Origin of the sequence: Paraburkholderia acidiphila, from assembly GCF_009789655.1 — a bacterium.
Taxonomy (GTDB): domain Bacteria; phylum Pseudomonadota; class Gammaproteobacteria; order Burkholderiales; family Burkholderiaceae; genus Paraburkholderia; species Paraburkholderia acidiphila.
Genome location: NZ_CP046911.1, coordinates 385,996 through 411,972 on the forward strand (window position 1 = coordinate 385,996; position 25,977 = coordinate 411,972).

Annotated in this window: 25 protein-coding genes; 14 read left to right on the forward strand and 11 right to left on the reverse strand. The window is 64.2% G+C overall.

All coding sequences use genetic code 11. The features are described from left to right. The first annotated feature begins 1 nt into the window (after position 1). Complete coding sequence (gene hutU, locus FAZ97_RS25985) at positions 2–1,690, forward strand: urocanate hydratase (protein WP_158761379.1); 1,689 nt, start codon at positions 2–4, stop codon at positions 1,688–1,690. 43 nt (positions 1,691–1,733) lie between these two features. Here hutU and FAZ97_RS25990 read toward each other — a convergent pair whose 3' ends face one another. After that, a complete protein-coding gene (locus tag FAZ97_RS25990) occupies positions 1,734–2,375 on the reverse strand; it encodes a helix-turn-helix domain-containing protein (RefSeq protein WP_158761380.1) in 642 nt (213 codons plus the stop codon). Between the two features lie 102 nt (positions 2,376–2,477). Here FAZ97_RS25990 and FAZ97_RS25995 point away from each other — a divergent pair, with 102 nt between their 5' ends. From FAZ97_RS25995 to FAZ97_RS26010, 4 genes are read left to right on the forward strand one after another with little or no spacing between them, the layout of a single operon-like run. Continuing rightward, on the forward strand, positions 2,478–3,764 hold the full coding sequence (locus FAZ97_RS25995; protein ID WP_158761381.1) for an MFS transporter: 1,287 nt from the start codon (positions 2,478–2,480) through the stop codon (positions 3,762–3,764). 26 nt (positions 3,765–3,790) lie between these two features. Further along, the gene (locus FAZ97_RS26000) at positions 3,791–5,317 is read left to right on the forward strand and encodes an amidase (protein WP_158761382.1); all 1,527 of its coding nucleotides are present in this window, start codon (positions 3,791–3,793) and stop codon (positions 5,315–5,317) included. 2 nt (positions 5,318–5,319) lie between these two features. Further along, entirely contained in the window at positions 5,320–5,673 is a 354-nt protein-coding gene (locus FAZ97_RS26005) for a RidA family protein (protein ID WP_158761383.1), read from the forward strand. A gap of 27 nt (positions 5,674–5,700) precedes the next feature. Further along, entirely contained in the window at positions 5,701–6,933 is a 1,233-nt protein-coding gene (locus tag FAZ97_RS26010; RefSeq protein WP_158761384.1) for an NAD(P)/FAD-dependent oxidoreductase, read from the forward strand. A gap of 21 nt (positions 6,934–6,954) precedes the next feature. Here FAZ97_RS26010 and FAZ97_RS26015 read toward each other — a convergent pair whose 3' ends face one another. The 4 genes from FAZ97_RS26015 to FAZ97_RS26030 form a co-directional block, all read right to left on the reverse strand. Then, entirely contained in the window at positions 6,955–7,746 is a 792-nt protein-coding gene (locus tag FAZ97_RS26015; protein ID WP_158761385.1) for a MipA/OmpV family protein, read from the reverse strand. Then, positions 7,743–8,663 (reverse strand): alpha/beta hydrolase, encoded by a 921-nt coding sequence (locus FAZ97_RS26020; RefSeq protein WP_158761386.1) that lies wholly within the window; start codon positions 8,661–8,663, stop codon positions 7,743–7,745. The genes FAZ97_RS26015 and FAZ97_RS26020 overlap by 4 nt, the downstream gene beginning before the upstream one ends. Position 8,664: 1 nt before the next feature. Continuing rightward, complete coding sequence (locus tag FAZ97_RS26025) at positions 8,665–9,441, reverse strand: DUF4118 domain-containing protein (RefSeq protein WP_158761387.1); 777 nt, start codon at positions 9,439–9,441, stop codon at positions 8,665–8,667. Between the two features lie 241 nt (positions 9,442–9,682). Then, a complete protein-coding gene (locus FAZ97_RS26030) occupies positions 9,683–11,017 on the reverse strand; it encodes an ABC transporter ATP-binding protein (RefSeq protein WP_158761388.1) in 1,335 nt (444 codons plus the stop codon). A gap of 1,253 nt (positions 11,018–12,270) precedes the next feature. Here FAZ97_RS26030 and FAZ97_RS26035 point away from each other — a divergent pair. The 4 genes from FAZ97_RS26035 to FAZ97_RS26050 all read left to right on the forward strand — a co-directional run bounded on the left by FAZ97_RS26035 (position 12,271) and on the right by FAZ97_RS26050 (position 15,310). After that, a complete protein-coding gene (locus tag FAZ97_RS26035) occupies positions 12,271–12,633 on the forward strand; it encodes a hypothetical protein (RefSeq protein ID WP_158761389.1) in 363 nt (120 codons plus the stop codon). Between the two features lie 98 nt (positions 12,634–12,731). Then, entirely contained in the window at positions 12,732–14,225 is a 1,494-nt protein-coding gene (locus tag FAZ97_RS26040) for a carbohydrate porin (RefSeq protein WP_158761390.1), read from the forward strand. Positions 14,226–14,463: 238 nt separating this feature from the next. Further along, on the forward strand, positions 14,464–14,955 hold the full coding sequence (locus FAZ97_RS26045) for a hypothetical protein (protein ID WP_158761391.1): 492 nt from the start codon (positions 14,464–14,466) through the stop codon (positions 14,953–14,955). Between the two features lie 157 nt (positions 14,956–15,112). After that, positions 15,113–15,310 (forward strand): hypothetical protein, encoded by a 198-nt coding sequence (locus tag FAZ97_RS26050; RefSeq protein ID WP_158761392.1) that lies wholly within the window; start codon positions 15,113–15,115, stop codon positions 15,308–15,310. Positions 15,311–15,317: 7 nt separating this feature from the next. Here the strand turns inward: FAZ97_RS26050 and FAZ97_RS26055 are convergent, their stop codons facing one another. Next, positions 15,318–16,358 (reverse strand): hypothetical protein, encoded by a 1,041-nt coding sequence (locus tag FAZ97_RS26055; RefSeq protein ID WP_158761393.1) that lies wholly within the window; start codon positions 16,356–16,358, stop codon positions 15,318–15,320. Between the two features lie 393 nt (positions 16,359–16,751). Further along, the gene (locus FAZ97_RS26060; protein ID WP_158761394.1) at positions 16,752–17,639 is read right to left on the reverse strand and encodes a LysR family transcriptional regulator; all 888 of its coding nucleotides are present in this window, start codon (positions 17,637–17,639) and stop codon (positions 16,752–16,754) included. A gap of 129 nt (positions 17,640–17,768) precedes the next feature. Between FAZ97_RS26060 and argC the strand changes: the two genes are divergently transcribed. Then, positions 17,769–18,698, forward strand: a complete 930-nt coding sequence (gene argC, locus FAZ97_RS26065) for an N-acetyl-gamma-glutamyl-phosphate reductase (protein ID WP_158761395.1) — start codon at positions 17,769–17,771, stop codon at positions 18,696–18,698. Between the two features lie 154 nt (positions 18,699–18,852). Here argC and FAZ97_RS26070 read toward each other — a convergent pair whose 3' ends face one another. Both FAZ97_RS26070 and FAZ97_RS26075 read right to left on the reverse strand, forming a co-directional pair. Beyond that, complete coding sequence (locus FAZ97_RS26070; protein WP_158761396.1) at positions 18,853–20,019, reverse strand: porin; 1,167 nt, start codon at positions 20,017–20,019, stop codon at positions 18,853–18,855. A gap of 356 nt (positions 20,020–20,375) precedes the next feature. Further along, the gene (locus FAZ97_RS26075; protein WP_158761397.1) at positions 20,376–21,323 is read right to left on the reverse strand and encodes a LysR family transcriptional regulator; all 948 of its coding nucleotides are present in this window, start codon (positions 21,321–21,323) and stop codon (positions 20,376–20,378) included. A gap of 187 nt (positions 21,324–21,510) precedes the next feature. Here FAZ97_RS26075 and FAZ97_RS26080 point away from each other — a divergent pair, with 187 nt between their 5' ends. Further along, on the forward strand, positions 21,511–22,245 hold the full coding sequence (locus FAZ97_RS26080) for an SDR family NAD(P)-dependent oxidoreductase (RefSeq protein WP_158762418.1): 735 nt from the start codon (positions 21,511–21,513) through the stop codon (positions 22,243–22,245). Between the two features lie 163 nt (positions 22,246–22,408). Here the strand turns inward: FAZ97_RS26080 and FAZ97_RS26085 are convergent, their stop codons facing one another. Further along, entirely contained in the window at positions 22,409–23,029 is a 621-nt protein-coding gene (locus FAZ97_RS26085; protein WP_158761398.1) for an NADPH-dependent F420 reductase, read from the reverse strand. 160 nt (positions 23,030–23,189) lie between these two features. On the opposite strand from FAZ97_RS26085, the gene FAZ97_RS26090 reads away from it, so the two are divergent. Further along, positions 23,190–23,642, forward strand: coding sequence for a winged helix-turn-helix transcriptional regulator (locus FAZ97_RS26090; RefSeq protein ID WP_158761399.1), 453 nt, complete (start codon positions 23,190–23,192; stop codon positions 23,640–23,642). 104 nt (positions 23,643–23,746) lie between these two features. Here the strand turns inward: FAZ97_RS26090 and FAZ97_RS26095 are convergent, their stop codons facing one another. Beyond that, positions 23,747–24,520: an SDR family oxidoreductase gene (locus FAZ97_RS26095; protein ID WP_158761400.1), complete on the reverse strand. Its 774-nt coding sequence runs from the start codon at positions 24,518–24,520 to the stop codon at positions 23,747–23,749. 93 nt (positions 24,521–24,613) lie between these two features. Here FAZ97_RS26095 and FAZ97_RS26100 point away from each other — a divergent pair, with 93 nt between their 5' ends. Both FAZ97_RS26100 and FAZ97_RS26105 read left to right on the forward strand, forming a co-directional pair. Next, on the forward strand, positions 24,614–25,237 hold the full coding sequence (locus tag FAZ97_RS26100) for a TetR/AcrR family transcriptional regulator (protein ID WP_158761401.1): 624 nt from the start codon (positions 24,614–24,616) through the stop codon (positions 25,235–25,237). A 118-nt stretch (positions 25,238–25,355) separates the two neighbouring features. Then, the gene (locus FAZ97_RS26105; protein WP_158762419.1) at positions 25,356–25,973 is read left to right on the forward strand and encodes a LysE family translocator; all 618 of its coding nucleotides are present in this window, start codon (positions 25,356–25,358) and stop codon (positions 25,971–25,973) included. The last annotated feature ends 4 nt before the right edge of the window (positions 25,974–25,977 follow it).

A 25,977-nucleotide genomic window follows, 5' to 3' on the forward strand; every position in this document is an offset into this window, starting at 1 on the left:
TATGAACCACCCGAACTTCACCGATCCCCGCCTCGACCCGACCCGCACGATCCGCGCGCCGCGCGGCAGCGAGAAGGTTTGCAAGACCTGGCTGGCGGAAGCCGCCTACCGGATGATCCAGAATAATCTGGACCCCGAAGTCGCCGAGCATCCGCATGCGCTCGTGGTGTACGGCGGCATTGGCCGCGCCGCGCGCAACTGGGAGTGCTTCGACCAGATCCTCGCCTCGCTCAAGGACCTGAACGAAGACGAAACGCTGCTGATCCAGTCGGGCAAGCCCGTGGGCGTGTTCCGTACGCATGCCGACGCACCGCGCGTGCTGCTTGCGAACTCGAACCTCGTGCCGCACTGGGCCACGTGGGAGCATTTCCACGAACTGGACCGCAAGGGCCTCATGATGTACGGCCAGATGACGGCGGGCAGCTGGATCTATATCGGCTCGCAGGGCATCGTGCAGGGCACCTACGAGACGTTCTATTCGGTGGCGAACCAGCATTTCAACGGCAACCCGAAGGGCCGCTGGATCCTCACGGGCGGTCTCGGCGGCATGGGCGGCGCACAGCCGCTCGCGGCGACGATGGCGGGCTTCTCGATGATCGCGGTGGAGTGCGACGAGACGCGCATCGACTTCCGCCTGAAGACGCGCTACGTGGACCGCAAGGCGAAGACCATCGACGAGGCGCTCGCCATCGTCGAGGAAGCGAAGCAAACGGGCAAGCCGGTTTCGGTGGGCCTGCTCGGCAATGCCGCCGACGTGTTCGCCGAGTTCGTCGAGCGCGGCATCACGCCGGACTGCGTGACGGACCAGACGAGCGCGCACGACCCGATCAACGGCTATCTGCCGCAGGGCTGGACGGTTGCACAGTGGCGCGAAGCGCAGAAGGTTGCGCCCGAAACGATCGTGAAGGTCGCGAAGGAATCGATGGCCAACCAGGTGCGCGCAATGCTCACGCTGCAGGAACGCGGCGCGGCCACGCTCGACTACGGCAACAACATCCGCCAGATGGCGCTGGAAATGGGCGTGGAAAACGCGTTCGACTTCCCGGGCTTCGTGCCGGCGTATATCCGTCCGCTGTTCTGCGAGGGCAAGGGGCCGTTCCGCTGGGTGGCGCTCTCGGGCGATCCTGAGGACATCTACAAGACCGACGCCAAGGTCAAGGAGCTGATTCCCGACGATCCGCATCTGCACAACTGGCTCGACATGGCGCGTGAGCGCATCGCGTTCCAGGGCCTGCCGGCGCGTATCTGCTGGGTAGGCGTGAAGGATCGTTATCGTCTGGGCCAGGCGTTCAACGAAATGGTCAAGAACGGCGAACTGAAGGCGCCGATCGTGATCGGCCGCGACCACCTCGATACCGGCTCGGTCGCAAGCCCGAACCGCGAAACGGAATCGATGAAGGACGGCTCGGACGCGGTGAGCGACTGGCCGCTGCTCAACGCGCTGCTGAACACGGCGGGCGGTGCGTCGTGGGTCTCGCTGCACCACGGCGGCGGCGTGGGCATGGGCTTCTCGCAGCACTCGGGCGTGGTGATCGTGGCGGACGGCACGCAGGCGGCGCACGAGCGTCTGGGCCGCGTGCTGCACAACGACCCGGCCACGGGCGTGATGCGCCACGCGGACGCCGGCTACGAACTCGCGCAGCAGACCGCGCGCGAGGCAGGCCTCAAGCTGCCGATGCTTGGCCGATGAGCAACGTGACGCCGCTGTTCGAAAGCAGCGGCGTCACACTCGCTCAGAGCGTTTCAGGCAGCCGGTGCGAGTCGTTGTCTACGCAACAGACCAGCACCTCGGCATCCTCGGCACCCGTGCTGAGGTACACGTGCCCCACGGCGCTGTCGAAATAGAGGCTGTCGCCGGGCGACAGCCTGAAGACCGTGCCGTTTTCAAAATGCAGTTCCAGCTCGCCGCCTAGCAGGAACAGAAACTCCTCGCCGCTGTGGCGGATGTAATCGGGAAACGCCTCCATCGTGCGGGCGTGAATGCGTCCGCGCATCGGCACCATGCGCTTGCCGGTGAGGTCGTTCGCGATCATGCCGTACTCGTAGTTCGGCGTGTCGTAGATCATCTGCTTGCCCGCGCGCGTGAGCGACGGCTTCATCGGGCCGGCCGCCTTGCGCTTCCCGCGTCCGAATATCGTGTCGAAGTCCACGTTCAGCGCGTGCGCGAGCGCCGCGAATTTGTCATACGTGAGCGCAATGTCGCCGCGCTCGGCCTTCGAAATCGTCGAGACCGCGATGCCAGACAGCTCCGATAGCTGCATCAACGTCAGTTCGCGCGCCTTGCGCGCCTCGCGCAGACGCGCGCCAACGGCCGCGTGATCGATCTCCGTTGGAGCCTGCTCGGTCGCAATGTCTCGTGCTGCGCTTTTTGCCATGGAATGGGCGGTTCCCGGTTAGGGGTTTTGTCGTATACGAGAATTTATTTTTTCTCGTATATGATAACTCGCATCTCGACTCCCTTTTGAAGGAGCAGCGTCGTGGCCTCAATCGCACTGGGAAAAGCCGGCCTTTCGAAGGGGCAGGTCATCGCCGCCACCACGCTGGGCACGGCGCTCGAGTACTACGATTTCACGATCTACAGCTTCTTCGCGATCCAGATCGGCAAGCTGTTCTTTCCTTCCGCGTCGCCGGTCAACCAGTTCCTGCTTTCCATTGGCCTCTTCGGCGTGGGCTTCGTGGTGCGCCCGCTCGGCGGCATCGTCATCGGCGCTTATGCGGACCGCGCCGGGCGCAAGCGCGCGATGGTGCTCACCATCATGCTGATGGCGCTGAGTTGCGCGCTGATCGCGTGCGCGCCGCCGTACGCGGTGGCGGGTATCGCCGCGCCGCTCATCGTGCTCGCGGCGCGCCTGATTCAAGGCTTCGCGGCGGGCGGCGAGTTCGGACCCGGCACCACGCTGCTCGTGGAATATGCGAGCGACAACACGCGCGCGTTCTTCGCGAGCTGGAACTTCGCGGCGACGGCGCTTGGCCTCGCTCTCGGCGCGGCGGTCGCCACGCTCGTGAACGTGCTGCTGCCCAAGGAGGCGGTCGATAGCTGGGGCTGGCGCATTCCGTTCCTCGTGGGCATCGTGGCGGCGCCGGTGGGCATGCTGATTCGCCGCCGCCTCGAAGAAACGTTGAGCGCCGCGCCCGCGCACGGCGCCAAGCGTAGCGGCGCATTGAAGGCGGCGCTCACCACCCATCTGAAACTCACGATACTCGGGACTTTCGCCGAACTCGGCGGGTCCGTGTCGATCTACATCACGGCGTTTTTTCTGCCGAACCACGCTGTGCGCGTGCTGCATCTTTCGTCCACGGCGGCGGTCACGTCGGGCGTGGTCAGCTCGCTCGTGCTGTTCGTCGCCGCGCCGCTCGTGGGCAAGCTTGCCGACCGCTATACCCGCAAGCGCGTGCTGGTGATTTCGCGCGTCGTGCTGTTGCTGAGCGTGTATCCCGCGTTCGCCTGGCTTTCCGCTGCCCCTTCCATGGCGCTGCTTTGCGCGGTTTCCGCTTTCCTCTCCGTATTCGTGGCGGGTCAGGTCGTGCCGGTGCTCGTGATGATCCCCGAACTCTTCCCGCGCGAAGTGCGCGCCACCGGCATTGCACTGACCTATGTCGTGAGTGCCTCGATCTTCGGCGGATTTTCGCCGCTTGTGGCAAGCTGGATCGTTGCGCGCACAGGTAATCCGCTCGCGCCCGCGTGGTATGTCGCGGCTGCGTGCGCCATTTCGCTGATCCCCCTCGTCTGGCTGCGCGACCGTACCGGCGAGGCCATCGGCTGAACCTTATTTAATCAGGAAACCGAACGATGCACGACAAGACCGAACTGGTTAGTCTGTCCGCCGTCGAACTGCGCCGCCTGATCGGCGCGAAGGCCATTTCGCCTGTCGAGCTGCTCGACGCGTGCATCGAGCGCATCGAAGCCGTGAATCCGGCCGTCAATGCGATTACGGCAACGTGTTTCGACGCCGCGCGCGAAGCGGCCAAAGCGGCCGAGCAGGCCGTTATGGACGGCAAGCCGCTCGGCCTGCTACACGGTTTGCCGCTCGGCGTGAAGGATCTCGAAGACACGGCGGGCCTGCTCACGACCTACGGCTCGCCGATGTCGCGCGGCCACGTGCCTTCCCGCGACGTGGTGCTCGTAGAGCGCCTGCGCGCGGCGGGGGCGATTCTCGTGGCGAAGACGAACGTGCCGGAGTTGGGCGCGGGCGCGAACACACGCAACCCCGTGTGGGGCGCGACCGGCAATCCGTTCAACCCAGCACTGAACGCGGGCGGCTCCTCGGGCGGCTCGGCGGCGGCACTGGCGTGCGACATGCTGCCGGTTTGCACCGGCTCCGACACGGGCGGATCGCTGCGTATTCCGGCCGCGAAGTGCGGCGTCGTGGGCTTTCGTCCGTCGCCGGGCCTCGTGCCCAATTCGCGGCGCCTGCTCGGCTGGACGCCGATCTCGGTCGTCGGTCCGATGGGGCGCGACGTCGCCGAAACGGCGCTGCAACTCGCGGCCACGGCGGGCGAATCGGCGGGCGATCCGCTGAGCTACGCCGTGGACGCGAGCGCGTTCGCGTTTCCCTCGCACATCGATCCGTCGACGCTGCGCATCGGTTATACGGAAGACTTCGGTTGCTGCGACGTCAATCCGCAGATCCGCGCCGTGTTCCGTGCGCGCATGGCGGCACTCAAACGCATCGTCCACACGTGCGAGCCCGTTGAGTTCGATCTTGGCGACGTGCATCGCTGCTTCGACGTGATTCGCGCGGAAAGCTTCGTCGCGGGCCTGCATGCCGCGTATACGCGAGACCCGAACGCGCTCGGTCCGAACACGCGCGCGAATTACGAAATGGGCGCAAAGATGTCGCTCTCGGACAGCGCGTGGGCGCAAGCCGAGCAAACGCGCATTTTCCAGCGCTTCCAGAGCGCGTTCGCGCGCTATGACGTGATCGTTTCGCCCGCCACGCCGGTTACGCCGTTCCCGTGGAGCGAACTGTATGCCGCGCAGATCGACGGCCGCGCGCAGGAGAACTACTATCGCTGGCTCGCGCTCACCTACGTCGTCACGCTAACCACGCATCCGGCGCTCGCGCTGCCGTGCGGCGTGGACCACGCGGGTATGCCGTTCGGACTCCAGATCGTGGGGCCGTTCCGCGGCGACATGAAGACGCTCGCGGTCTCGCAGGCGCTGGAAGCGGCGTTTTCCGCCTATCCTGAACTGCGTCGCCCGCGCCCCGATCTCGCGCGTTTGGCACAAGCCAATCCGGCGCTGACTTCCATCGTGACGGCGCCTCCCATTTACAACCCAACCGGTAGCGACGCTGCCGGTCTTTCGGCAGTATGAACATGAGCAACGACATTCAAAGACTGCAAACCAACGCGCGCATGAGTCAGGTGGTGATCGCGGGCGGCGTGGTCTATCTCTCGGGCCAGGTGCCCGATACGGCAGGCGCGCCGATCGACGTTCAGGCTACCGAAATTCTCACGCGCATCGACAAGCTGCTGGCATCGGCGGGCGTCGACAAAACACGCCTGCTGACCGCGAACGTTTGGCTGAGCGACCCGAAGCATTTCGACGCCTTCAATGCCGTATGGGACGCATGGGTTGCGCAAGGTCACGCGCCCACGCGCGCCTGCGTGCAGGCGTTGTTGATGCGCCCGGGCCTCGATGTCGAAGTGGCCGTCACCGCGCTCGCCTGAGCGCCTTCGAGCCAGGAACATTGCGTGATGAAATTCGATTCGGTCGTGCTTGGCGGCGGTATTGTCGGTGTGTCGGTGGCCTTGCAGTTGCAGCGGCGCGGCCTCTCGGTCGCGCTCGTCGACCGCAGGGCGCCGGGCAATGAAACATCGCACGGCAACGGGGGATTGATTCAGCGCGAGGGCGTCTATCCCTACGCGTTTCCGCGCGAGCTATCCACGCTGCTGCGCTATGTGCGCAACCGCTCGACGGACGTGCGCTATCACCCGGGGGCCATGCCGAAGCTGCTGCCCTTTCTCTACCGCTACTGGCACCATTCGCGCGCCGACCGGCACGCCGAAATCGCGCGCGCGTATGCCACGCTCATCGAACACTGCGTGACCGAGCATCGCGCACTGATCGAGGCGGCGGGGGCCGAGGCGCTGCTGCGCACGAACGGCTGGATGAAGGTGTTTCGCAGCTCGGCCGCGCTGGACGCCACGGTGGCCGAGGCGCAGCGCTGGCAGCGCGAGTACGGCGTGGGCCACGAGGCGCTGGACGCCGCGGCGCTGCGTGCCGCCGAGCCCGCGCTGAGCCACACGCTGGTGGGCGGTGTGCGCTACACCGATTCTGATTCAGTTAGTGATCCGAAGGGACTGGTCACGGCGTACTCGAAGCTTTTCGAGCAGCTAGGCGGCCGCGTGCTGGTAGGCGACGCCGCGACGCTCGAACCGTCGTGGCGCGTCATGACACAGGACGGGCCCGTCATGGCGAAATCGGCGGTTATCGCCATGGGGCCGTGGTCGGGCGATCTCACGGCTCGGCTCGGCTACGCGTTGCCGCTCGCCGTGAAGCGCGGCTATCACATGCACTACGCGGTCACGAACGGTGCGAAGCTGAACCAGCCCGTGCTCGACGCCGAAGCGGGCTTCCTGATTACGCCGATGCTGCGCGGCACGCGCCTCACGACGGGCGTCGAACTCGGCTTGCGCGATTCGCCCAAAACGCCTGTTCAGCTCGAAGCGGTCGAACCGCTCGCGCGCGGCATTTTCCCGCTGGGCGCGCGGCTCGATGCCGAGCCGTGGCTGGGCCGCCGCCCTTGCACGCCCGACATGATGCCGATCATCGGGCCCGCGCCCAGGCACGACGACCTCTGGTTCGCCTTCGGCCATGCGCACCACGGTCTCACGCTCGGCCCGGTCACGGGGCGCCTGATCGCGGAAATGATGACGGGCGCGCCGACCGTGGTGGACCCGCGGCCATTCCGCGTCGAGCGGTTTTGAGGCGGCGCGACCCGGCGCGTGTCAGAACCGGTAATTCAGCCCCGCGAAAGCCGTGATTTCGCGGCGGCTCTCGGTGATCGGGCTGTCGGCGGCGTAGTGCTGAAGGCGTCCGAACGTCGCGTTCACCGAGCCGACCCAGTGTTGCGAAAAGTCGTGCGTCACGTAGACCGTCATGTGCAGATCGCGAATGCCGGCGCCGGGCGAATAAGCCGGCAAACCGGATGCCGCGCTCTCGTCGGGCGTCACGCCGAATAACGTGCGCGTGTAGACGCCGTTGGCCCATGTGAGCCCCGGTCCCACCGAAAACAGCCACCCCGTTAGCGGCAGCGACACGTAAAGATCCGCCGTTGCCGTCGTACCTTGTCCGTGGCCGCTAATGTCCTGATACATGGCAACGGCGCCCGTGAATGCCCACAGCGTGTAATCGGCGAAGAGGCGCAGCTTCGGGCCGTCGTCGACATTGCTCAAGCCGTGCAGATGCGGGTCGTCCGAGACGGTGCGCGACTGGAAGTCGAAACTCAGCGAAGCGCCGACATGGTAGTTCTCCGCCGAAATCACGTTCACGCCCAGCACGTCCGGTCCTTGCGAGAAGAAGCGGTCGCGGTACGAGATGTCGAGCGACGGGAAAGGATAGAACTTCATGTGGCGCGCGCCCGGATACTCAGGCGCGAAATACGCGCCGGGACCGATCGAGATTTTCCACGGCGAGTCGGTCGTGGCGGTGCTGGGCGTATCGGAGTCGGCCCACGCGTGCGAGGCCAGGGTCAGCGCGGCCACGCACGCCAGCCCTTTCAGTGCTACGGCTGGCTTCACGTATTTTTCCTTCCCACTGCCGCCAGCTGGCGCAGACGCCGGGCGAGCGCCTTGGAGACGACCGGCGCGTCTTTCGCGCCGCGCGCGACTTCGCTCTCGCGCAGGAACAGGGCCGTTTCGCGCGCAACGATCTCGCGTTCGTTGTCCGAGGTGATCATGTGATACGAGTCGTCGAGCCACAGCGTGCGCAGGAAATTCGAGCCGATGCGGTCGATCACGTGGCGCGGATTGCGCGGGCTCGACGTTTCGTCGTCGATCGCGTGGATCACGAGCGTGTCGTTTTCGATCGCGGGCACGTCCTTGCGGGCCGCGCGCGCGAGGCGCAGCGCCTGGTGCAGGGCGGGCAGCGCAATCGTCGAAGGGCCGACTTCGCTGAAGTCGCTGCGTTGCATGGCGCGCGCGATTTTCTTGCGCAGCGCCTCGTTACGCACACCGAATGGTTCCGCCTCGCGATAGCGGTAGCGGTGGCGCAGCGGCGTGAAGTACGCCCAGTCGAGCAGGAAGCGATACCACGGGATCGCCCAGCCGTCGTAGGCGAGCGTGAGCGAGAGCAGGACGAGCGACTGCGCCTGGGGCCGCTCGCGAACGAGACGCAGCGCGAGCGCGCCCCCAATCGACAGGCCGCAGATCGAGACGCGCTCGTAGCGTGCCGCGAGGGCGTCGAATTCGCGCGCGGCGTTTGCGACCCATTGCTCCATCGGCAGCTGGCCCGTGCCGGCGCTATACCCGTCGATGACGGGCGCGCACACCGTGAACCCTTCGCCTTGAAGATAGCGCGCGAGATAGCGCAGCTCGATCGGCGAGCTGGACAGGCCGTGAAGCATGAGGACGGCGTGGCTGTCGCCTTCGCAGAAAAAGCGCGTGGACTGCACGGCTGGCGCGGCGGTCGCGGCCAGCTCCATTTCGAGCGTCGCCATGTCAGCTCTCCGTGCGCAGCACGAGAAAATCGCCCGCGTGAGTGGTGAAGCGTTCGCAGCTGCAATTGACGTGCCGGTACTCGCGCCTCGGCTGCTCGCTGCGCAGACGCACGCGATGATGGCCCGGCGAGAGTGCATGCGTCAGACGCTGGACATCGTCGGGGTGGAGCGCGTCGAAGAGCGGGCCAGGCGCGACTTCGGCGGCGGCCGGCAGCGCTTGCGACATGCTCTGCCCCACGCTCGCACGCTGGGCGGCGTTGCGCTCGAGCCCCTTGATGAGGACGAAGCCCTCGTGATGCTGCGCGAGATGGCGCAGCAGGCGATGCGTCTCGTCGATGGCGCGGCGTGCCAGCGCGCGCTCGTTGTCGTGACGCAGCAGCATTTCATAGCGGGACTGCGCGACCGAGGTGATCAGCTGCGCGCGAAACTGCTCGCGCCGCAGGCGCTCGATCAGCGTGATGACGATGATCGTGACGAGCGGATACGACACCAGCAGGATCAGATCGTGGGTGTCGAGGAACGTAATGTAATTGTAGGGCGGCACGAACATATAGTCCGCGATGGCCAGGCCGAGCACCATCACGCTCAGCGCAGGCGCGAGGCCGAGGAAGTATTCGACCAGCGAAGCGGCTATACAGAATGTCGTGCCCGGCATCATCGGGCCGAGCAGGGGGTGCAGGGCGAAGCGGATGGCACTCGCGAGCGCGAGCGCGCCAGCGGCGATCAACCAGCGGCGCGGGCCTCTGGGCGCCCAGAGGCGGGCGTTACGGACTTTCATGGTTTCCCGGGTCGCCCGCCGCGTGACGGGCCGTCGCGCGCGTATTGCGCATGGGCAATCGCTGACGCTTTAGTTGTAAGCAGTGCAAGCAATTCGACAGGAACGGCAGGACGGGGCCGCGATGACCGACCCGCGACCTTCAGCGCTCCGACGGAATTTTTGCGTCCGGAATATTACCACTGTTTACAAACGTGCGATCGGCGATTCCGGACGGCGGGAAAACCGGGACGGGACTCGGGCGTCAGGCTTCGACATCGGCCAGGCTGAAGATCCCGGTCTTGTCGTTATACGAAAAGATCTCGGCGTAGCGGCCCCAGGCGATCACGGCGTCGAGCGTTTCCTGCGCGGCGTCGTCGGCGAGCAGGTCCTCCAGTTCCTGCTCGAAGCGCACGCGCGGCGCGCGATGTCCGGGGCGCTCGTTAAGCACCGTATTGATGCGCGCGGCCAGCGGCACGTTGCGCAGCAGATGCTCGGCGAACATCAGCTTGCGCTCTTGCGTACTGAATTCGTTGAAGGTCTTGCCCGCATGCGTGAGGACCACGTCGCCTTCGCTGACCTCCGCAAAGCCGAGGTGCTGCAGCATTTCCGCAATCGGGAAGAGGTCGTCGACTTCCAGTTGCAGCGTGCGGGCGATTTCGGGCATGTCCGCGCGCCCGTTGTAGGGCGCCGCGGCCAGCGTTTCAATCAGGCCCGCCATCAGGTTGATCGACACGCCGGGCAGCCAGCTGCCCGCCTCGAGCTCGGGTTTCGCCGGGGCGCCCGGCGCGCGCGCGGTCATCTTCGCGTAGATGTCGTCCACGAGCGCGCGGAACGCCGGATCGAGACGATTGCGCGGGTGCTTGAACGGCACCGGAATTTCGGCCACCACGCGGCCCGGGTTCGACGAGAGCACGAGAATGCGGTCGCACATGAAGACCGCTTCCTCGATGTTGTGCGTGACGATCAACACCGACTTGATCGGCAGACGGCCTTGCGTCCACAGGTCGAGCAGGTCGGTGCGCAGCGTTTCGGCCGTGAGCACGTCGAGCGCGGAAAAGGGCTCGTCCATCAGCATCAGCGTGGGGTCGACCACGAGCGCGCGTGCGAAGCCGACGCGTTGACGCATGCCGCCCGAAAGCTCGCGCGGATAGGCGTTTTCAAAGCCGTCCAGGCCGATCAGGTCGATGGCGGCGAGCGCGCGCTTGCGACGCTCGTGCGGTCCGACGCCGATCGCCTCCAGTCCTGCCTCGACGTTTTCCAGCACCGTCAGCCACGGAAATAGCGCGAAGGTCTGGAACACCATCGCGACGCCTTCGGCCGGGCCGCGCAGCGGCTTGCCGAGGTAGTTCACGTTGCCGCTGGTGGGCGGAATCAGGCCTGCGATGATGCGCAGCAGCGTGGACTTGCCGGAGCCCGAACGGCCGAGCAGGCCGACGATCTCGCCTTCGCGCAGCGTGACGTCCACATCGTCGAGCACCAGTTGCTCGCCCGGGGTCTTGCCGAAGCCGCGGCAAACGTGCTGGACGCACAGCACTTCCTGGCCGGCGCGGGGCGGCGTTTGCAGTACGCCGGGAGTGATCGTTTTGAGGTTTTGCATGAGATTCAAACTCATTCAAGGCGGAGTCGCGGATCGGCGTGCGTGTATAGCGGGATCCGTCGACCTGTGGCGAAACGAAAAGGGCGTGAAAGCGAATGGTCAACTCACGGTCGCGATCGGAGGCGTGCCACCGTTTTTCAACGATGGCGATATTTCGTGACCGGAGTTTTGCAGAACTTAAGAAAGCCGGGACCTGATGCGGCGCCACAGGTCTTTCAATGTGCGACGGCGGACAGGTTCGAGCGACAGTAGCGCTTCGTAGTGCGGGCGCGCCTCGTTGACGTGAGGCAGGTGCGACAAAAGCAGACCGAAAATCATGATGTTTCTCCGGATGTCTGGCGTGTATGGGCGAGAGCAAAGTCCGCAGACGTCCGGTCGCCGCACTGCGGCGCAGTGGCATCGGTCTACGTGCTCCGTTCGGGCAAGCCTGAAGGCAAGGGGTAAGGACAACTGTCACTGTCGGGCATGTCGGCTCCTTTTCATGCTGGGCGCACGCCGGCGCCCCGGTGCACCGTGCGATGGGGGGCCGGGCGAGCGGCGGCCGCGAGCGTAAGCGCTCGCAAGGTCGTACCAATGCGAACGCGTGCGAAGCCCGCGTCTGCATGGCGCGATGGTTTGGGGTGCACGAAGGAAAGCTGCTACGGCGCGCACCGTCTGCCTGAGGGCAGGACGGCGGCTCGGGAGAGGGCGCGGATGTCCTGCCGGTCAGGCAGCGAAACTATTCGAAGATCGACTACTGCTACTGTCCAAGGCATTAGCCCCATTGAGAAGACGGGCGAATTCTAGTCTCGGTAAAAACGCGAAGTCAACCGAAATTGCTAAGCAGAGCAGAGATTAAGTTTTGAAGGCGGGAGAAGCGCGATTGAAAGAAAATTGACGAGACGGCGCTGTTGCAGTGGTTTCGTCTTTATGCTTTTTTTACTTGCTTTTTTATCTGCGTGCCCAATACAATCCGCCCCGTCATAGCAAAGGAGTCCTCCGTGGACGCATGTTCCAGTAGTGGAAGTCCGATGCCGGCCAACGCCGGCAACACAACCGCGAGATAGTCGCCGCAGGTTCGCTCCTTCGCCGCTAACTCGCTTACGCCGGGTTAGCGCGCTTCGTTACAGACTGGTCCCGGTCGCCATGGCGACTGCGGCGGCCAGTCTCTCAGCAGCACGCTCCCTCTGATCGATTGCCATTTGCAAGCTGGCTTGCACGAATGGCTGCGCTTTCGCATTTCGTCCGCTTATCACTGCGGCCAACGCGGAGGGATGATGTTCGTCTTTCTCTTTCCTGTCTTTCAACGGCGCGCGTTGCGCGCTGGCTGCCGCCGCGCACGGATCCTGGTGGCCGCAGCGGCGCTCGCCTGCCTGCACGGCTTTGCTTGCGCGGCTGCGGTTCGCGTTGCGCCCGAGGGCGCGCGCCGCCGTTCGCTGCACCTCGCGCGCCGCGCCGCGCATACGGCGGCGCGCGGCGCGTTGCGCACCGTTCACGCAGGGCACCCGCTCACGCCTACGGGTTACGCGTTGCTCGGCGCGACCGTAGTGGCGGCCGCGCTCGTTTCGCTGCTGTGCGCCTGCGCTTGTGCTTGCGAACCGGAGCGCCCTTTATGGCCGCGTTCACGCTTCGCGTAGAAAACCTGCGCGCCGGACACAGTTTCATCAAGCTTCGCAGGCACGCTCTGCGTTGAATTGCGGACTCGTTCGCAACTGACCATAGCCCCACAAATACTATGAAAAACATCCTCAAAAGCAGGCTGCCCGGTTTGGGCGGCCCCATCACGTTGAGCGCTGTCCTCTCACTGGGCGTCGTGCCAGCCGCCTTCGCGCAGACGAGCGGCGAGGGCGCGCCCGCTCAACCCGCCGCTTCGTCGGCTTCGCCTGCTGCACCCGCTTCGTCGTCCGGCACGGCGGATCAGCAGCCGTCGCCCGCTGTCGATCAGAGCGCGGCCGCGCCCACGGGCCTTTGGGAACGATCGAACCTGTTCGGCGATATGGGTGGGTTGCGGCCGTGGCTCGCGCAGTACGGCTTGTCGTTCGGCCTGCAGGAAACCAGCGAGTACATGGGTAACGTGAGCGGCGGCACGAGCCGGGGAGGCGCCTACCAAGGGCTCACCGAGTTCAGCCTCGGCATGGACACGCAAAAGGCATTCGGTTTGCCGGGCGGTATCTTCAATGTGTCCGGCTTCCAGATTCACGGCACGAGCCTGAGCGCGCGCAATCTGCAAACGCTGCAGAGCGCGAGCGGCATCGAAGCCGATGCCTCGACCCGCTTGTGGGAACTGTGGTACCAGCAGACGCTGCCTGGCGGCAAGGTCGACGTGAAGGTCGGTCAGCAAAGCCTCGACCAGGAGTTCATGATCAGCCAGTACGCGAATACGTTCATGAACGCGACGTTCGGCTGGTCGGTGCTGCCGTCCGTCGATCTGCCGGCGGGCGGCCCCGCGTACCCGCTTTCATCGCTCGGCGTACGCGTGCGCGCCACGCCTACGGATGCGATCACCGTGCTTGGCGGCGTATTCGACGGCAACCCGGCGCCGGGCGAGGGCGATCCGCAAAAGCTCAACGCGAGCGGCACGAATTTCAACCTCGGCAATGGCGCGCTGGTGATCGGCGAGATTCAGTATGCAATCAATCAGCCGCCTGAAAATAATTCGGATCCCAAACCAAATGGGTTGCCCGGGACCTACAAGCTCGGCTTCTGGTACAACAGCAACCGCTTTGCCGATCCGGCAACGGGCGTGACGGGCGTGGGCGGCCCGGTGAGCTATCGCGGCAACTACAGCATCTATGCCGTGGCGGACCAGATGGTGTGGCGTGCGGGCGCCGATAGTCCGCAGTCGGTGGGCGTGTTCGCGCGCGTGATGGGCGCGCCCGGCGACCGCAACCTCGTGGACCTCGGGGTCAACGCGGGCGTGACGCTCAAGGCGCCGTTCAAGGGGCGCGACAACGACGTGGCCGGCCTGGCCGTGGGCTACGCGCATATCGGCTCGCATGCGCAGGACTACGCGAGCGCCCAGGCGGTCTCGACGCCTGGCTACCCGTCGCGCAGCGCCGAGACGGTTCTTGAAGCGACGTATCAGTATCAGATCGCGCCGTGGTGGCAATTGCAGGCGGACTTTCAGTACTTCTTCCGACCCGCAGGCGGCATTCCCGACCCGCAAAATCCGTCGCGCCGCATTGGCGACGAGGCGGTGCTCGGCCTGCGTACGACGGTCGCTTTTTGATTGGACAACGTCGCGCCTGCCGCCGGATTCACGTCGGCGGGTGCGTGCGGGATAACGAGAATGGCGAGGGTAGCGAAGATAGCGAGGATAACGAAGCGCTGCGTTGCCGGCATGAAGATGCGAGCGAAAGACGAGGGAAGACCCCGATTGGTCGTACTTCTGATTGTTCTAGACTCCAGGGGCGAGTGCTGCGCAGCGATTCGATGCGGCACCAGTTTTTAACCGCAGATTTCGTTCCATGAAGCATCCGATTCAGGGATGGCTTTTGGGTGTCGCTCTCCTGGCGCTCGCCAGCGTCTCGGCGGCCGAACCCGCCAAGGCGGCGCACACCCAGAAGCCGGTCCAGAAGCACGTCCAGAAACACGCCAGGGGCCACGACGCCCCGCCACATGCCGTCGCGGCCGCGCCTTCGGTGTCCTTGTCCGCCATTGCGAAGCGTTACGAATATCAGTCGCCGTTTGAAAGGCAGTACGACGCGCATCTGGCGAAAACCACTGCTGCAACGCCTGGCACTCCGGACGACACCGATAGCGCACTCGACGCGGCGGGCAACGGGCTGCGCACGCCCGGCGCCCAGGTCGACAGCAATGGGATCCCGAACCAGGCCCTTCATCCGCAAGCGCCGCCGCTTGCCACGGTTGGCGATTGGGATCTTTCTGCCGATGCGCATCTACCGCTCACGCGGTCGCGCGATACGGGGGCGGCGATCAGCGCCCGGCACGGGTTCTAAGGCGTAAATTCCGGCGGCCCCTCACTTCCTTACCGCCGCGAGGGAATCGGTAAGGGATTGCCGTTGTGACACGTTGCTCCCGGGAATGCGAATGAGGCGAGCCAGTAAGCTGACAACCTCACATCCCGCAAAAGAATCCTCCCCGGACTCACGCCTTATGCCACAACGACGCCCAACCTGTTCGCGCATCCTGGGTCAACTCCTGCTGCCGATGCTGCTCAGCTCGACGCTGACGCTGCAGGGCTGCGCCACGACCGCGGAAAACCTTGCCCTGGGTTTCGGTATCGGCTCGGTGGGTACGATCTCCGCGCTCGGCTGCCTGCTCGCCTGCCAGATGAACGACGCGCGCTGGTAGCCGGCGCTCAGTAGTACATCCAGCGCCCGTACTGGGGCGACCAGTACACCCAGCGCGCCGGCGGTTGCTGGTACTGCGCGCCATACGGTGCGGGCGGCGGGTAGTAAGCGGGCCGGGGCTGCGCGTACACGGGCTGCTGCTGCGGATATTGCTGCTGGGCGTATTGCTGCGCATACACCGGCGGTTGCTGCTGCGCATAGGCAGGCGGTTGCGCGTCGACCGGCCGCTGCGGTGCATACGCTGGCTGCTGCTGGGCGTAACCATACGGCTGGGGCGGCGGCGCGTATTGTTGAACCGGCTGTTGGACCTGCTGTTGCGCCTGCGGCGGTAGCCGAGGTTGCGCTGGTTGGGAGTAGGGCTGGGCGTAACCCTGGCCCTGTGTCGAGTAGATCTGCGCGGAGCGCGGCGGCTCCGACTCGTCGACGGCTTCGTCGTTCGCCAGTGACTCCGGCGGCGCAACGTCGTCCTGCGCGGGCGGCGTTGCCGCGACTGCGCGGTGGTTCGCGCTTGCCTGCGCATAGGCGCGGGGCTGCGCTTGCCCGGCAGCAGGGGCAGGCGCTGCATTGGCGTTGGCAGCGTTCGCGCGTGCGCTCGCTTGTGCGTTCGCCTGTGCGGGAGCCGCGGCTTCGGCCGGCGCCGCGGCGGCGGAATCTTGCACGTCTTGCGCCTCTTGCGCCTCCTGCGTCCCTTGCGCGTTTTGTCCGCCTTGTTCATCCGCGAGCGGCTTGACCACGACCGGCACGGTCATGACCGTCGAGACCTCGCCCGCGTCGCTATACGTGTGCTTGATGTCGAGGATCGGCTTCTGTCCTGCGGCGCCCGCGGTCTTCTTCGCGGGCGCAACAGCCGGCGCCGCGGCAGGAGCAGGCGTGCCCGCCTGCGCCATCTCCTCTCTGGCCGCCTTGTAGCCCCGGTCATAGGCCGCCTGGACTTCGCGGTCCTGCGCCGCGGCGTCTTCCTCCTTGCTATAGGCGTGGGACGCCGCCGATATTGCGCATCCCACTGCAAGCAATGCGATGGCCGTCGCGTGCCTTGCGGTCGTGTCCATGGCGGGACCTTTGTTTCGTTTTTCGATGATCTAATCCTACTACGCGGCTGATGACATTCAAGCGGCGGGAAACCCCTTGGGTATGCGGCCGAACGCAAGCGCTCGACCCGCCGACGCTTGCGCCGGCAACGACTGCCGCAACGCGGCCCGGCGGCTCTCTTCGATGCCGGTCCGGCGGCACGAGACGACATTCGGCGCACGCCGGCGCGATGCCGAACACGCTGCCGAGGCAATTTATTTCATTCCGCTTTCGGGTTGGACACCGCTGCCCGAACGAACGGGTTCCTGCTCCAAAGGGGAATGGTATCGGCCGTCGACGGCATGGGCCGGTAGAGGCTTGTCGCTTTGATTCATGGCGACGACCGGATCTCGTCGATCGCTTCGCGCGGCCGCCTACGCCAATCGCAAATCCCACAACACGTCGAGTACGTGTTGCGTGGAACGCTCAACATGCCCCGCGCGATGTGCAATGCCGAGCCGTCGCCATAACGCCGGGCGCAGCGCCCGCATGAGCACGCGCCTGTCGTCGGGTAATGGCGTAGTGGCCTCATGAGGCAACAGCGCTGCACCGTAACCTGCCGCTACCAGACTCTTGATCGCGTCGTTGTAGTTGAGCTGAATGCGCGGCGCAGGATGGTGCCCTGCGCTCGCGAACCACTCCGCGGTCAGACGCGAGAGACGCGTGGTCGCGTCATTGAGAATGAGCGGTTTGGCGGCGAGCCATTCAGGAGTAACGCGGGCCGGACACCGCCAATGCGCCGGCACGAAGGCCATCACGGGGTCGCGGCGCCAGGGCTTGATCACGAGGCCAGCCACCGGGGGCTGAGGCAGCGCGACGAGGCCGACATCCAGCGTGCCATCCGCCAGCCGGGACAGCGTTTCTTGCGAAGTCAGCACGGCGATCTGAATGTCGATGGCGGTATGGTGCTCGCGCAGGACCTCGAGCGCTTGCGGCAGCAGGTGCGCGATCACGCCCGTGGACGCGCCGAGACGCGCGCGCCCTTCGAGCCCCTCCACCTGGCGCTGAATATCGTCTAACGCCTGCTCCGCGTCTGCCAGCAGCCGGCGCGCGCGCTCCACCAGCACCTCGCCTATCGAAGTGGGTCCCACATGTCCGCGCTTGCGTAACAGGAGCGGCGCCCCAATGCGGTCTTCGAGTTCGGCGATGTGGAGGCTGACCGTTGGCGGCGCCAGGTGCAACGCACGCGCCGCGTCGGCAAATGAACCACGGTCGGTTACGGCGACCAGCGTGCGCAGGCGGTCGAGGCTGATCTCTCGCATGACGGCGTCCAGATTCAGAAAAGCTGAATGTTTGCGTTATGAAATGCAACTTTTCCTATTCTAGCCGTCCGCGCAACATAGGGCCTCGTTTCACCTGTTACCACCCATAGTCAGCGGAGTCATCCACGTATGAGCCCTCCCGTAGTTTTCATCGACGGCGACCAAGGCACCACCGGGCTGCAAATCCACGACCGGCTGCGCAACCGGACCGACATCAGCGTGCTCACACTGGCCGATGCCGAACGCAAGGACTCGCGGCGTCGCGCGCAAGCCATCAACGCCTGCGACATCGCCATCCTCTGCTTGCCGGATGCCGCCGCGCGCGAGGCCGTGGGCGCCATTGTCAATCCTGCCGTCCGGGTCATCGACGCGAGCTCCGCCCACCGCACACAACCGGACTGGACTTACGGTTTTCCGGAAATGACGCCAGGGCAGGCCGAGCGGATTGCGAGCGCATCGCGGGTCACCAATCCGGGTTGCTATCCGACCGGTGCGGTTGGCCTGCTGCGTCCGCTGGTGCAGGCCGGGCTCATACCGGGCCATTACCCGATCAGTATTCATGCGGTATCCGGCTACTCCGGACGCGGGCGTGCCGGCGTGGAGGAACATGAGGGGCCGGGCGCTGCCAGCGCGCCTTCATACCAGGTCTATGGCCTGGAACTCGCGCATAAGCACACGCCGGAGATTCAGCAGCACGCCTCGCTTGCGCAGCGTCCCATTTTCGTCCCCGCGTACGGAGCGTTCCGCCAGGGCATTGTGCTGACGGTGCCGCTGGCGGCGCGGCTGCTGGCACCCGGCGTGGATGGCGCCGCGTTGCACGCATGCCTCGCACGCCGCTATGCCGAGGCAACGCACGTACGCGTCTTGCCGCTGCACGAATCGAGCGCCTTGAAACACCTCGATCCGCAAGCGCTGAACGGCACGAACGACATGCACCTGAGCGTATTTCACGACGCGCAACACGGGCAGGTCCTGCTGTCCGCGGTTTTCGACAATCTCGGCAAGGGCGCATCCGGCGCTGCGGTTCAGAACCTGAACCTCATGCTCACGCGGCAATAGCGCACTCCCATCGCGACGTCTTCAGGAAATCCATGCGGTTCATGAAAAACACCCCAAAGATTGGATCGATGTCCAATTTTTGGGGTGCGATGCGCTAGCGGGTTTTTCGTTGTCCGGGTAGTGCGTCGACTACGCCGGACTTCCGAACCTGCGATTAGAACCGGTGGTACATGCCGATGTTGGCTTGAACCTGGTTGCCGCCCGATGCGGTGTTGCCGAAGTCGGCAGCCGAAGCCTGAGCGCCCTGAGCGTGAACGTAGGCGCCCATGACATAAACCGAGGTCAGCTTCGACAGCGCGTACGTAGCACCCAGCGACGCCTGGTTGATCGACGCCATCGTACGGCCCTCAGCGGCTTGCGCAGGCGTGGCTTCCGAACCGTAGACGTACGTGTAACCCGCAGCCAGCGACAGCGCCGGGGTTGCCTGGTACTGCAGAAGGGCGCCGATCACGTTGAAGTGAATCGACTCTTGACCATCGTTGCCCTGGTATTGAGCGTTCGAGTAGCGCAGGCCAGCCGTGTACTTGCCGAACTGGTATTGGCCGGCGACTTGAGCGATGCCCGCGCTCTTGAACGCATTGCCGCCGTAGTAACCCGAGCTCGGATAGCCCAGCGCGCCGCCGAACGACGGTTGCGCCGTGGCGTTCTGCCAGCCGGCCTCACCCTGGTTCGTCGCCTTGAAGTAGCCGCCGGCGACCGTCAGACCGCCTTGATCGTAGTCCGCAGCGACCGACCACGATTGACCCGAACCCATGGCGCCGGCAACGCCGCCGAACGAATACGCGCCTTCAGCCTGGAAGCCGTGGAAAATCGGCGAAATGTACTTCACCGCGTTGTTCTGGTTCGTCGTGTTGTCGTTGTTGTCCACGTCGCCCGGGGTCGAGAAGGTCGATGCCGAAATGGCGTCGCCCGTCAGGCCCTGAACCATTTCCGTCACGGCGTCGATCTGGCGACCCAGACGCAGCGTACCGTACTGATCCGACGTCAGGCCTACGAAAGCCTGACGGTTGAACAGCGAACGCGAGGAGCCGATGGGGCCCTGGCCGCCGATGCCGCCGCTGGCAATGTTGAAACCGTTTTCGAGCTTGAAGACTGCCTTGAGGCCGCCGCCGAGGTCTTCCTGACCCTGGAGGCCCCACTTGTTCGAACCGGAGGCGCCGCCAACGAGGGCGACCTGCGAGTGACCACCGACGTTCGACGTGTAGCTGATACCTGCGTCAAGCATGCCGTACAGGGTGACCGACGACTGTGCCATAGCTGCCGTGGATGCGGCGAATGCGGCAACAGCGATAACCGTTGCCTTGATAGTGATGTTCTTCATCTGTATTTCTGGGTCCCAGGAATAGCTTTTGGAATGACTTATTTCTTGTTGCGCGCCGGAGGATAAGGGACGGCCCACTAACTCAAGAAACGAAAAAAAAATGAGTGTCGCGAAAACGTAACAAAGGGCGCAATGTCTTGTGCAGCGGGCGATTTCTGGGGTTTTCCCCGATTTTCAAGGCCGGATTGTCTCCTGGCATTGTTGCTGAATTTGGGATAGTTCAGCGCGCCTTCACTTGAACGGCGCGTGAGCGGGTGCCGTGGTAGCCGGTGTGCAGGCGGGGGCGCGCGAATCCGTGAGGACATTCGTCGAGGAGCAACAGGCTGTAGGGGCTGTTGCTCACGCGTGACGGCACTTCACGTTTTTTTGCCGGCGTGTGAGACGGAGCGCTTGCCGGCACCCTTTGAAAAGCGATGACGATTGCCAAGGAGCGCAACCAGCCGTGTCTCGCATTCGGAAAACGAGTACCCGCGCCGCTGCGAGATCATGAACGTGAGGGTGCGCATGTGCCATGCGCGCCGCTGGAGTTCGACCAGTGTTCCGTTCGCAAGGTCTTGCGCAACCACATGATGCGGCATGTGCCCCCAGCATAAGCCGCCCTTGAGCAAATCGTGCTTCGCGCCGAGGTCGTTCACGAGCCACTGGTGTTCCCCGGCGACCCCCTGTTGTGACTTTTGCGCATCGGGCTGATTGTCGGTGACGACGAGCTGGATGTGCCGGCCAAATTCCTCCCGCGGGATCGGCCCCGCGATTGCGGCCAGCGGATGCGATGGCGCGCAAACGGTCACCATCTGCACGTCACATAAATGCTGCCTTTCCATGGTGTCCGGGCTTAGCTCCGGTACGTCGGTGATCGTCACCGCCAAGGCGCACGTTCCTTCGAGAACCAGGCGCTCACCGCCTTGCATGGTCGTCATGCGCAGATTGATTGCAACGGTCGGAAAGTCCGACTGCAGCTTGCGCAGGCATTCGATCAGGTGCGCGCGCGGAAAATAGGTATCCACCGCAATCGAGACCTGTGGCACCCCGGCTTCAGCAATCGCCACCGCGCGCATCTTCATTTCCTCGGTGCGCGAAATCACCCCGCGAGCATCAGGCAGGAGGCTGCGGCCCGCTGCCGTCAGCGTCGCTTTGCGGGCGTTGCGTTCGAACAGCAACACATCGAAGGCACTCTCGAGCGCGCTGATCGCGTGGCTGATCGCCGACTGTGCACGTCTTAGCTCCCGTGCAGCCCCGGAAAAGCTTCCCTGGTCGCACACGGCAACAAAGGCCCGAAGCTGATTGATCGTGACATTGTCGAGCATACGTATCTAAAGAATAGATGGCAGTGATAGATATTTAGTCAATTGGCTTGATAAATCAAGACCTCCAGAATCGAGCTTGTCGCTTTGGTTTCGGCACTCATGGTTAGAGAGCGCGGGTTCCATGTGTTCGCGTGGTTCATGAATACAGGTCCCTGCTTCCAGACAACTCCAACGCAGGATGCATGACATGAACAGACTGAATGGAAAGACCGCTGTGATCACCGGTGGCGCTACCGGCATCGGGCGTGCGGCAGCAAAGCGCTTCATCGAAGAGGGCGCGTTCGTCTTCATCTTCGGCCGGCGGCAGGCAGCACTCGACGCCGCCATTGCCGACCTCGGGCCCAATGCCCGCGCGGTGAAGGGCTCGGTCTCCGATCTGGCCGACCTCGACCGGCTCTACGCGGCGGTGAAGGCCGAGCGCGGAACCCTCGACATCGTTTTCGCCAATGCCGGGGCGGGAAGCCAGCTTGCGCTGGGCAAGATCACTGCCGAGCATGTTGACGAAACGTTCGGGACCAACGTAAAGGGTACGATCTTCACGGTACAGAAGGCGCTGCCGCTGATGGGCAAGGGCGGTTCGATCATCCTGACCGGATCGAGCGCCGGCACCACGGGCGCCCCGGCAATGAGCGCCTACAGCGCGAGCAAGGCGGCAGTGCGCAACCTCGCGCGGACCTGGGCGGAGGATCTGAAGGGCACAGGCATCCGGGTCAACGTGCTGTCGCCCGGGGCGACGGCGACCGAACTCGCCAAGGAAGCGCTAGGCGAGGAAGGCCAGAAGGTCTTCGCCTCGATGACGCCGCTCCAGCGCATGGCCGATCCGGCGGAGATCGCAGCGGCGGCCGCCTTTCTCGCGTCGCCGGACAGCAGTTTCATGACCGCCAGCGAGGTTGCCGTTGACGGCGGCCTCGCGCAACTCTGACAACGCTGAAGCGCCACGCCCGGCCGGTCACGCCATTCGATCAACCAAGGCCGCAAACAGGACGTTCGCGCCCCCGGGGCGGGCGCGAACTCCAAGACCTGACCTATCGAGACCAGTAAGCCACATTCGCCGCAGGTTCTTTGTGAAGTGCGCCGTCCCCCGGTCAGTCGATCGTAGGGAGGACGAATCGTTCACTGAACGTTAGATTGACCCCCACGAGCGGTCCGCCGAGTTGCTGGAGTCGGCCGCCCTCTGCGAGGGAGCCTAGATCGAGACTGTAGAAACCGAACTCATCGATCAGGTCGCTTACCACCTTTTTGGCACTGGCATCGTCCCCGGACACGAAGAACGTGGTCTTTGGCTTTGACGGCGAGAAATCCGCTATCCAGGAGATTGGAACGGTGTTGAACGCCTTGACGACCTTCGCTCCCGGAGCGAGATCGGCGACGATCTCGCTCGACGTCCGGCCGGTAATGTCGCCGCGCGCCAAAGGCTGGACGCTGGCAACGCGGTTGGTGGTATCCACAAGGATCCGGCCCGTCCAGTTGCCGACGGAAAACAACGCCGCCTGTACGTTCCACCATTTGACGGCAAGCACGACCAGGTCCTGCTCAGCGGCCTCTTTCGCCGTTCCGGCGACAGCGCCGAAACCCAACTCCGCCACGACGGCGGCGAGTGACTCGGGCCCGCGCGAGTTGCTAAGTACAACCTGGTGACCTGCCACCAGGGCGTGTTTGGCGATTGTTTGGGCAACTGGCCCGGCGCCGATAAAGCCGATTTTCATTTCGCGTTTCCTTGCTCGTATGGGGTCGATCATCCATGGAGTGCCGGCGCGATCCAGCAACCGCGCTCAGCGTGCAAACCATGCTAGCCATATTGCTTGCAAAAAACAAGTAAAAAACTTATTTTTACTTGCAACACGCAAGCGATGCTAAAATCGAGCCATGAAGACGACGAATAAAGCAGACATTCGGTCCCATTGCGCGGTGAACTACGGCGTGGAGATCTTCGGCGACCGGTGGTCGCTCTTGATCATTCGCGACATCGTTTTCGATGGCAAGAAGACGTATGGCGAGTTCCTGAGGTCTGAAGAGGGAATCGCGACCAATGTCCTCGCGTCCCGCCTTGCCTTTCTTGAAGAGCAAGGCATTCTCTCGCGGGCGCCCAACCCCGACGACAGGCGCAAGGACTTCTACACGCTGACCGAGAAGGGCCTGGACCTCATTCCGATCGTGCTGAACATCGTGATTTGGAGTGCGAAGCACGATTCGAAGTCATACGTGCGGCGCAGTAAGGCGTTCCTTGCCCGATTAAGTCGAAACCCCATGCAGGTGAGCGAGGAGTTAAGGGCGTTGGTGCGCAACGGCGGATGTATGTTTCCCGAGAGCAAGGAATGAGCAAGCCAATGCATTGGCGCGGCTGCAAGCGATGAAGCCGTTCCCGCCTGGATACGGTGGGTGGCGGCATCTTCGCAATCCGCGCCTTGCGGCAACCCCAGGTTTTAGAGCCGGGCGCCACCCGTCGCGTCGATGACCTGTCCCGTGATCCATCGGGCGTCTGGCGACGCGACGAAGGCGATGATGTCTGCCACGTCGGCAGGTTGACCGAGACGAGAAAACACTGAAAGGGCTTGCGCACCGGCTCGCGCTTCGGGAATCGCGAGCCAGTCCGCATTCATGTCGGTCTCCGTGACGCCCGGCATGACCGTATTGACCGTGATGCCGCGCGGGCCGAACTCGGGTGCAAGCGCGAGCGTCAGGGTTTGAATGGCGCCTTTCGTTGCCGCGTAGGCCGGATGTGTCGGTGCCGCGACACGCGTGAAGCCTGTCGAAATGTTGATGATCCGTCCGTTATCGCGGATATGATCGGCAACGGCCTGGATCAAGAAGAAGGGCGCCTTGAAGTTGATCGACAGCAACTCGTCGAAGGTGGACTCGCTGGTCTGCGCGAGCGACTGGGCAGGTGCCACACCGGCGTTGTTGACAAGAATATCAAGCCGGGGCTCACCGGTCGCGGCGGCAGCGGCCCTTGAGAACTGGTCCCAAAGGCTGTCAGTCGCTTCCTTGCCACCTCTCAGATCGGCCTTGATCGCGACGGCTTTGGCACCAAGACGCTCGATCTCCCGGATCGTTGCTGCGGCCGCATCGACGTTGGCGCCATAGTGCACGCCGATCAGAGCGGCGCCTTCTCGTGCGAAGGCCAGCGCTGCCGCACGGCCGATCCCACGTGAGCCTCCGGTGATAAGGGCAACCTTGCCAGAAAGTTTTTCAGACATCGATCACTCCGTTTTCAATGAATTGGCTAGTGGTCACTATAATATTGAGTGGCGGGGAGCGCTGTCAACGATTTTTATAGGACTTGATATAAAATGACTGGATCACCTCGAAAGCGTGGCCGGCCGAGGACGCTGGACCGCGATGTCGGGCTCGATATCGCGGCGCGGCTGTTTTGGGAGCGAGGATACGAGGGGACATCGATCGCCGACCTGACCGAGGCCATGGGCATCACGCCGCCGTCGCTCTACGCGACGTTCGGTTCCAAGGACGATCTGTTCAGACAGGCCCTCGACCGTAACAGTGAGCGTGAGAACCAAAATCGACTTGGCGCGCTGCTAGGGCATCTGTCGGCTTACGACGCGATAGCGTTCTACTTGCACGACGCAGCTGCGGGTTTTACGGACCCCGGCAAGCCACGGGGGTGCATGGTGTCAACGGCCGTTCTTCAGCATGGCGACAAAAGCGACGCCGCCGCGCGAGAGGTCGCTGCACGGCGCGATCTCGCAATCCAGGCGATCAAGCAACGCTTTGACCGCGCGGTCGCGGAGGATGAGCTGGCAACCGGGACCGACACCGAGGCACTCGCGCGCTTTTATGCCGCCGTCGTGCAGGGCATGTCCGCGCAGGCCTGTGACGGTGCGTGCTCCGAGACATTGAAGCGTTTGGCTGATGTTGCATTGGCGGCATGGCCAGGACGACAACGCTCCAGGACCTAGGCGGCGGCTTTGGGACGACCCGCGCACGCTTGCGAACGAGATTTGCGTGGCGCTTACGGGCGGCCAGGGACGAAAGCAACGCCACGTTTTGTGCAACCACAATTCACTGAGGCTACAAATGGTTAATTCGTCGGCTATTGCGACCGTCTTTTCTGTCTATGCGGCAGCTGTCGTCATACCCGGGCCGAACTTCGTCGCGATCACCCAGAAGGCGGTAGCCGGAAAACGCTCCGATGCGCTCGCGCTTGTCGCCGGAATCGTGACGGTGAATCTGTTCTGGGCGACTTGCGCCATCCTCGGCATCGGAATGGTGTTCGCTATTTTCCCGTGGCTCGCTGTCGGCATCCGGCTTGCTGGCGCGGCCTATTTGATCGTGTTCGGGCTGCGGCTCGTTATGTCGGCCCGGGCAACCCCATCGGGAGCCTGTCACCCAACGAAGGCGCCTCTGTTTCGTGCCGCGTTCCTGCAAGGTATCGCGACAAATATCGCGAACCCGAAGTCCATCGCCTTTTATGCGGCGGTGTTTTCCTCAGCGGTGCCCACGCACGTTTCGACGCCGACGTTCTTCGCGGTGCTGGCTACGGTCGGTGCAACAGCGACGTGCTGGTATGGAGCCGTCGCGCTCGTTCTATCGCACGCGGCGATTGCGACGGCGTATCGTCGCGCGAAAGCATGGATCGACCTCACGTGTGGAGGTCTCATGATTGCGCTGGGCATCCGGCAGGCATTTCGCTAACCAG

Coding starts and splice junctions, on each gene's coding strand:
- FAZ97_RS26035 (WP_158761389.1), top strand. CDS start 12,271: ATGATGTTCGTCTTTCTCTTTCCTGTCTTTCAACGGCGCGCGTTGCGC.
- FAZ97_RS26040 (WP_158761390.1), top strand. CDS start 12,732: ATGAAAAACATCCTCAAAAGCAGGCTGCCCGGTTTGGGCGGCCCCATC.
- FAZ97_RS26045 (WP_158761391.1), top strand. CDS start 14,464: ATGAAGCATCCGATTCAGGGATGGCTTTTGGGTGTCGCTCTCCTGGCG.
- FAZ97_RS26060 (WP_158761394.1), bottom strand. CDS start 17,639: ATGCGAGAGATCAGCCTCGACCGCCTGCGCACGCTGGTCGCCGTAACC.
- argC (WP_158761395.1), top strand. CDS start 17,769: ATGAGCCCTCCCGTAGTTTTCATCGACGGCGACCAAGGCACCACCGGG.
- FAZ97_RS26080 (WP_158762418.1), top strand. CDS start 21,511: ATGAACAGACTGAATGGAAAGACCGCTGTGATCACCGGTGGCGCTACC.
- hutU (WP_158761379.1), top strand. CDS start 2: ATGAACCACCCGAACTTCACCGATCCCCGCCTCGACCCGACCCGCACG.
- FAZ97_RS26030 (WP_158761388.1), bottom strand. CDS start 11,017: ATGCAAAACCTCAAAACGATCACTCCCGGCGTACTGCAAACGCCGCCC.
- FAZ97_RS26095 (WP_158761400.1), bottom strand. CDS start 24,520: ATGTCTGAAAAACTTTCTGGCAAGGTTGCCCTTATCACCGGAGGCTCA.
- FAZ97_RS25990 (WP_158761380.1), bottom strand. CDS start 2,375: ATGGCAAAAAGCGCAGCACGAGACATTGCGACCGAGCAGGCTCCAACG.
- FAZ97_RS26070 (WP_158761396.1), bottom strand. CDS start 20,019: ATGAAGAACATCACTATCAAGGCAACGGTTATCGCTGTTGCCGCATTC.
- FAZ97_RS26050 (WP_158761392.1), top strand. CDS start 15,113: ATGCCACAACGACGCCCAACCTGTTCGCGCATCCTGGGTCAACTCCTG.
- FAZ97_RS26090 (WP_158761399.1), top strand. CDS start 23,190: ATGAAGACGACGAATAAAGCAGACATTCGGTCCCATTGCGCGGTGAAC.
- FAZ97_RS26085 (WP_158761398.1), bottom strand. CDS start 23,029: ATGAAAATCGGCTTTATCGGCGCCGGGCCAGTTGCCCAAACAATCGCC.
- FAZ97_RS26000 (WP_158761382.1), top strand. CDS start 3,791: ATGCACGACAAGACCGAACTGGTTAGTCTGTCCGCCGTCGAACTGCGC.
- FAZ97_RS26005 (WP_158761383.1), top strand. CDS start 5,320: ATGAGCAACGACATTCAAAGACTGCAAACCAACGCGCGCATGAGTCAG.
- FAZ97_RS26010 (WP_158761384.1), top strand. CDS start 5,701: ATGAAATTCGATTCGGTCGTGCTTGGCGGCGGTATTGTCGGTGTGTCG.
- FAZ97_RS26100 (WP_158761401.1), top strand. CDS start 24,614: ATGACTGGATCACCTCGAAAGCGTGGCCGGCCGAGGACGCTGGACCGC.
- FAZ97_RS26020 (WP_158761386.1), bottom strand. CDS start 8,663: ATGGCGACGCTCGAAATGGAGCTGGCCGCGACCGCCGCGCCAGCCGTG.
- FAZ97_RS26055 (WP_158761393.1), bottom strand. CDS start 16,358: ATGGACACGACCGCAAGGCACGCGACGGCCATCGCATTGCTTGCAGTG.
- FAZ97_RS26105 (WP_158762419.1), top strand. CDS start 25,356: ATGGTTAATTCGTCGGCTATTGCGACCGTCTTTTCTGTCTATGCGGCA.
- FAZ97_RS26025 (WP_158761387.1), bottom strand. CDS start 9,441: ATGAAAGTCCGTAACGCCCGCCTCTGGGCGCCCAGAGGCCCGCGCCGC.
- FAZ97_RS26075 (WP_158761397.1), bottom strand. CDS start 21,323: ATGCTCGACAATGTCACGATCAATCAGCTTCGGGCCTTTGTTGCCGTG.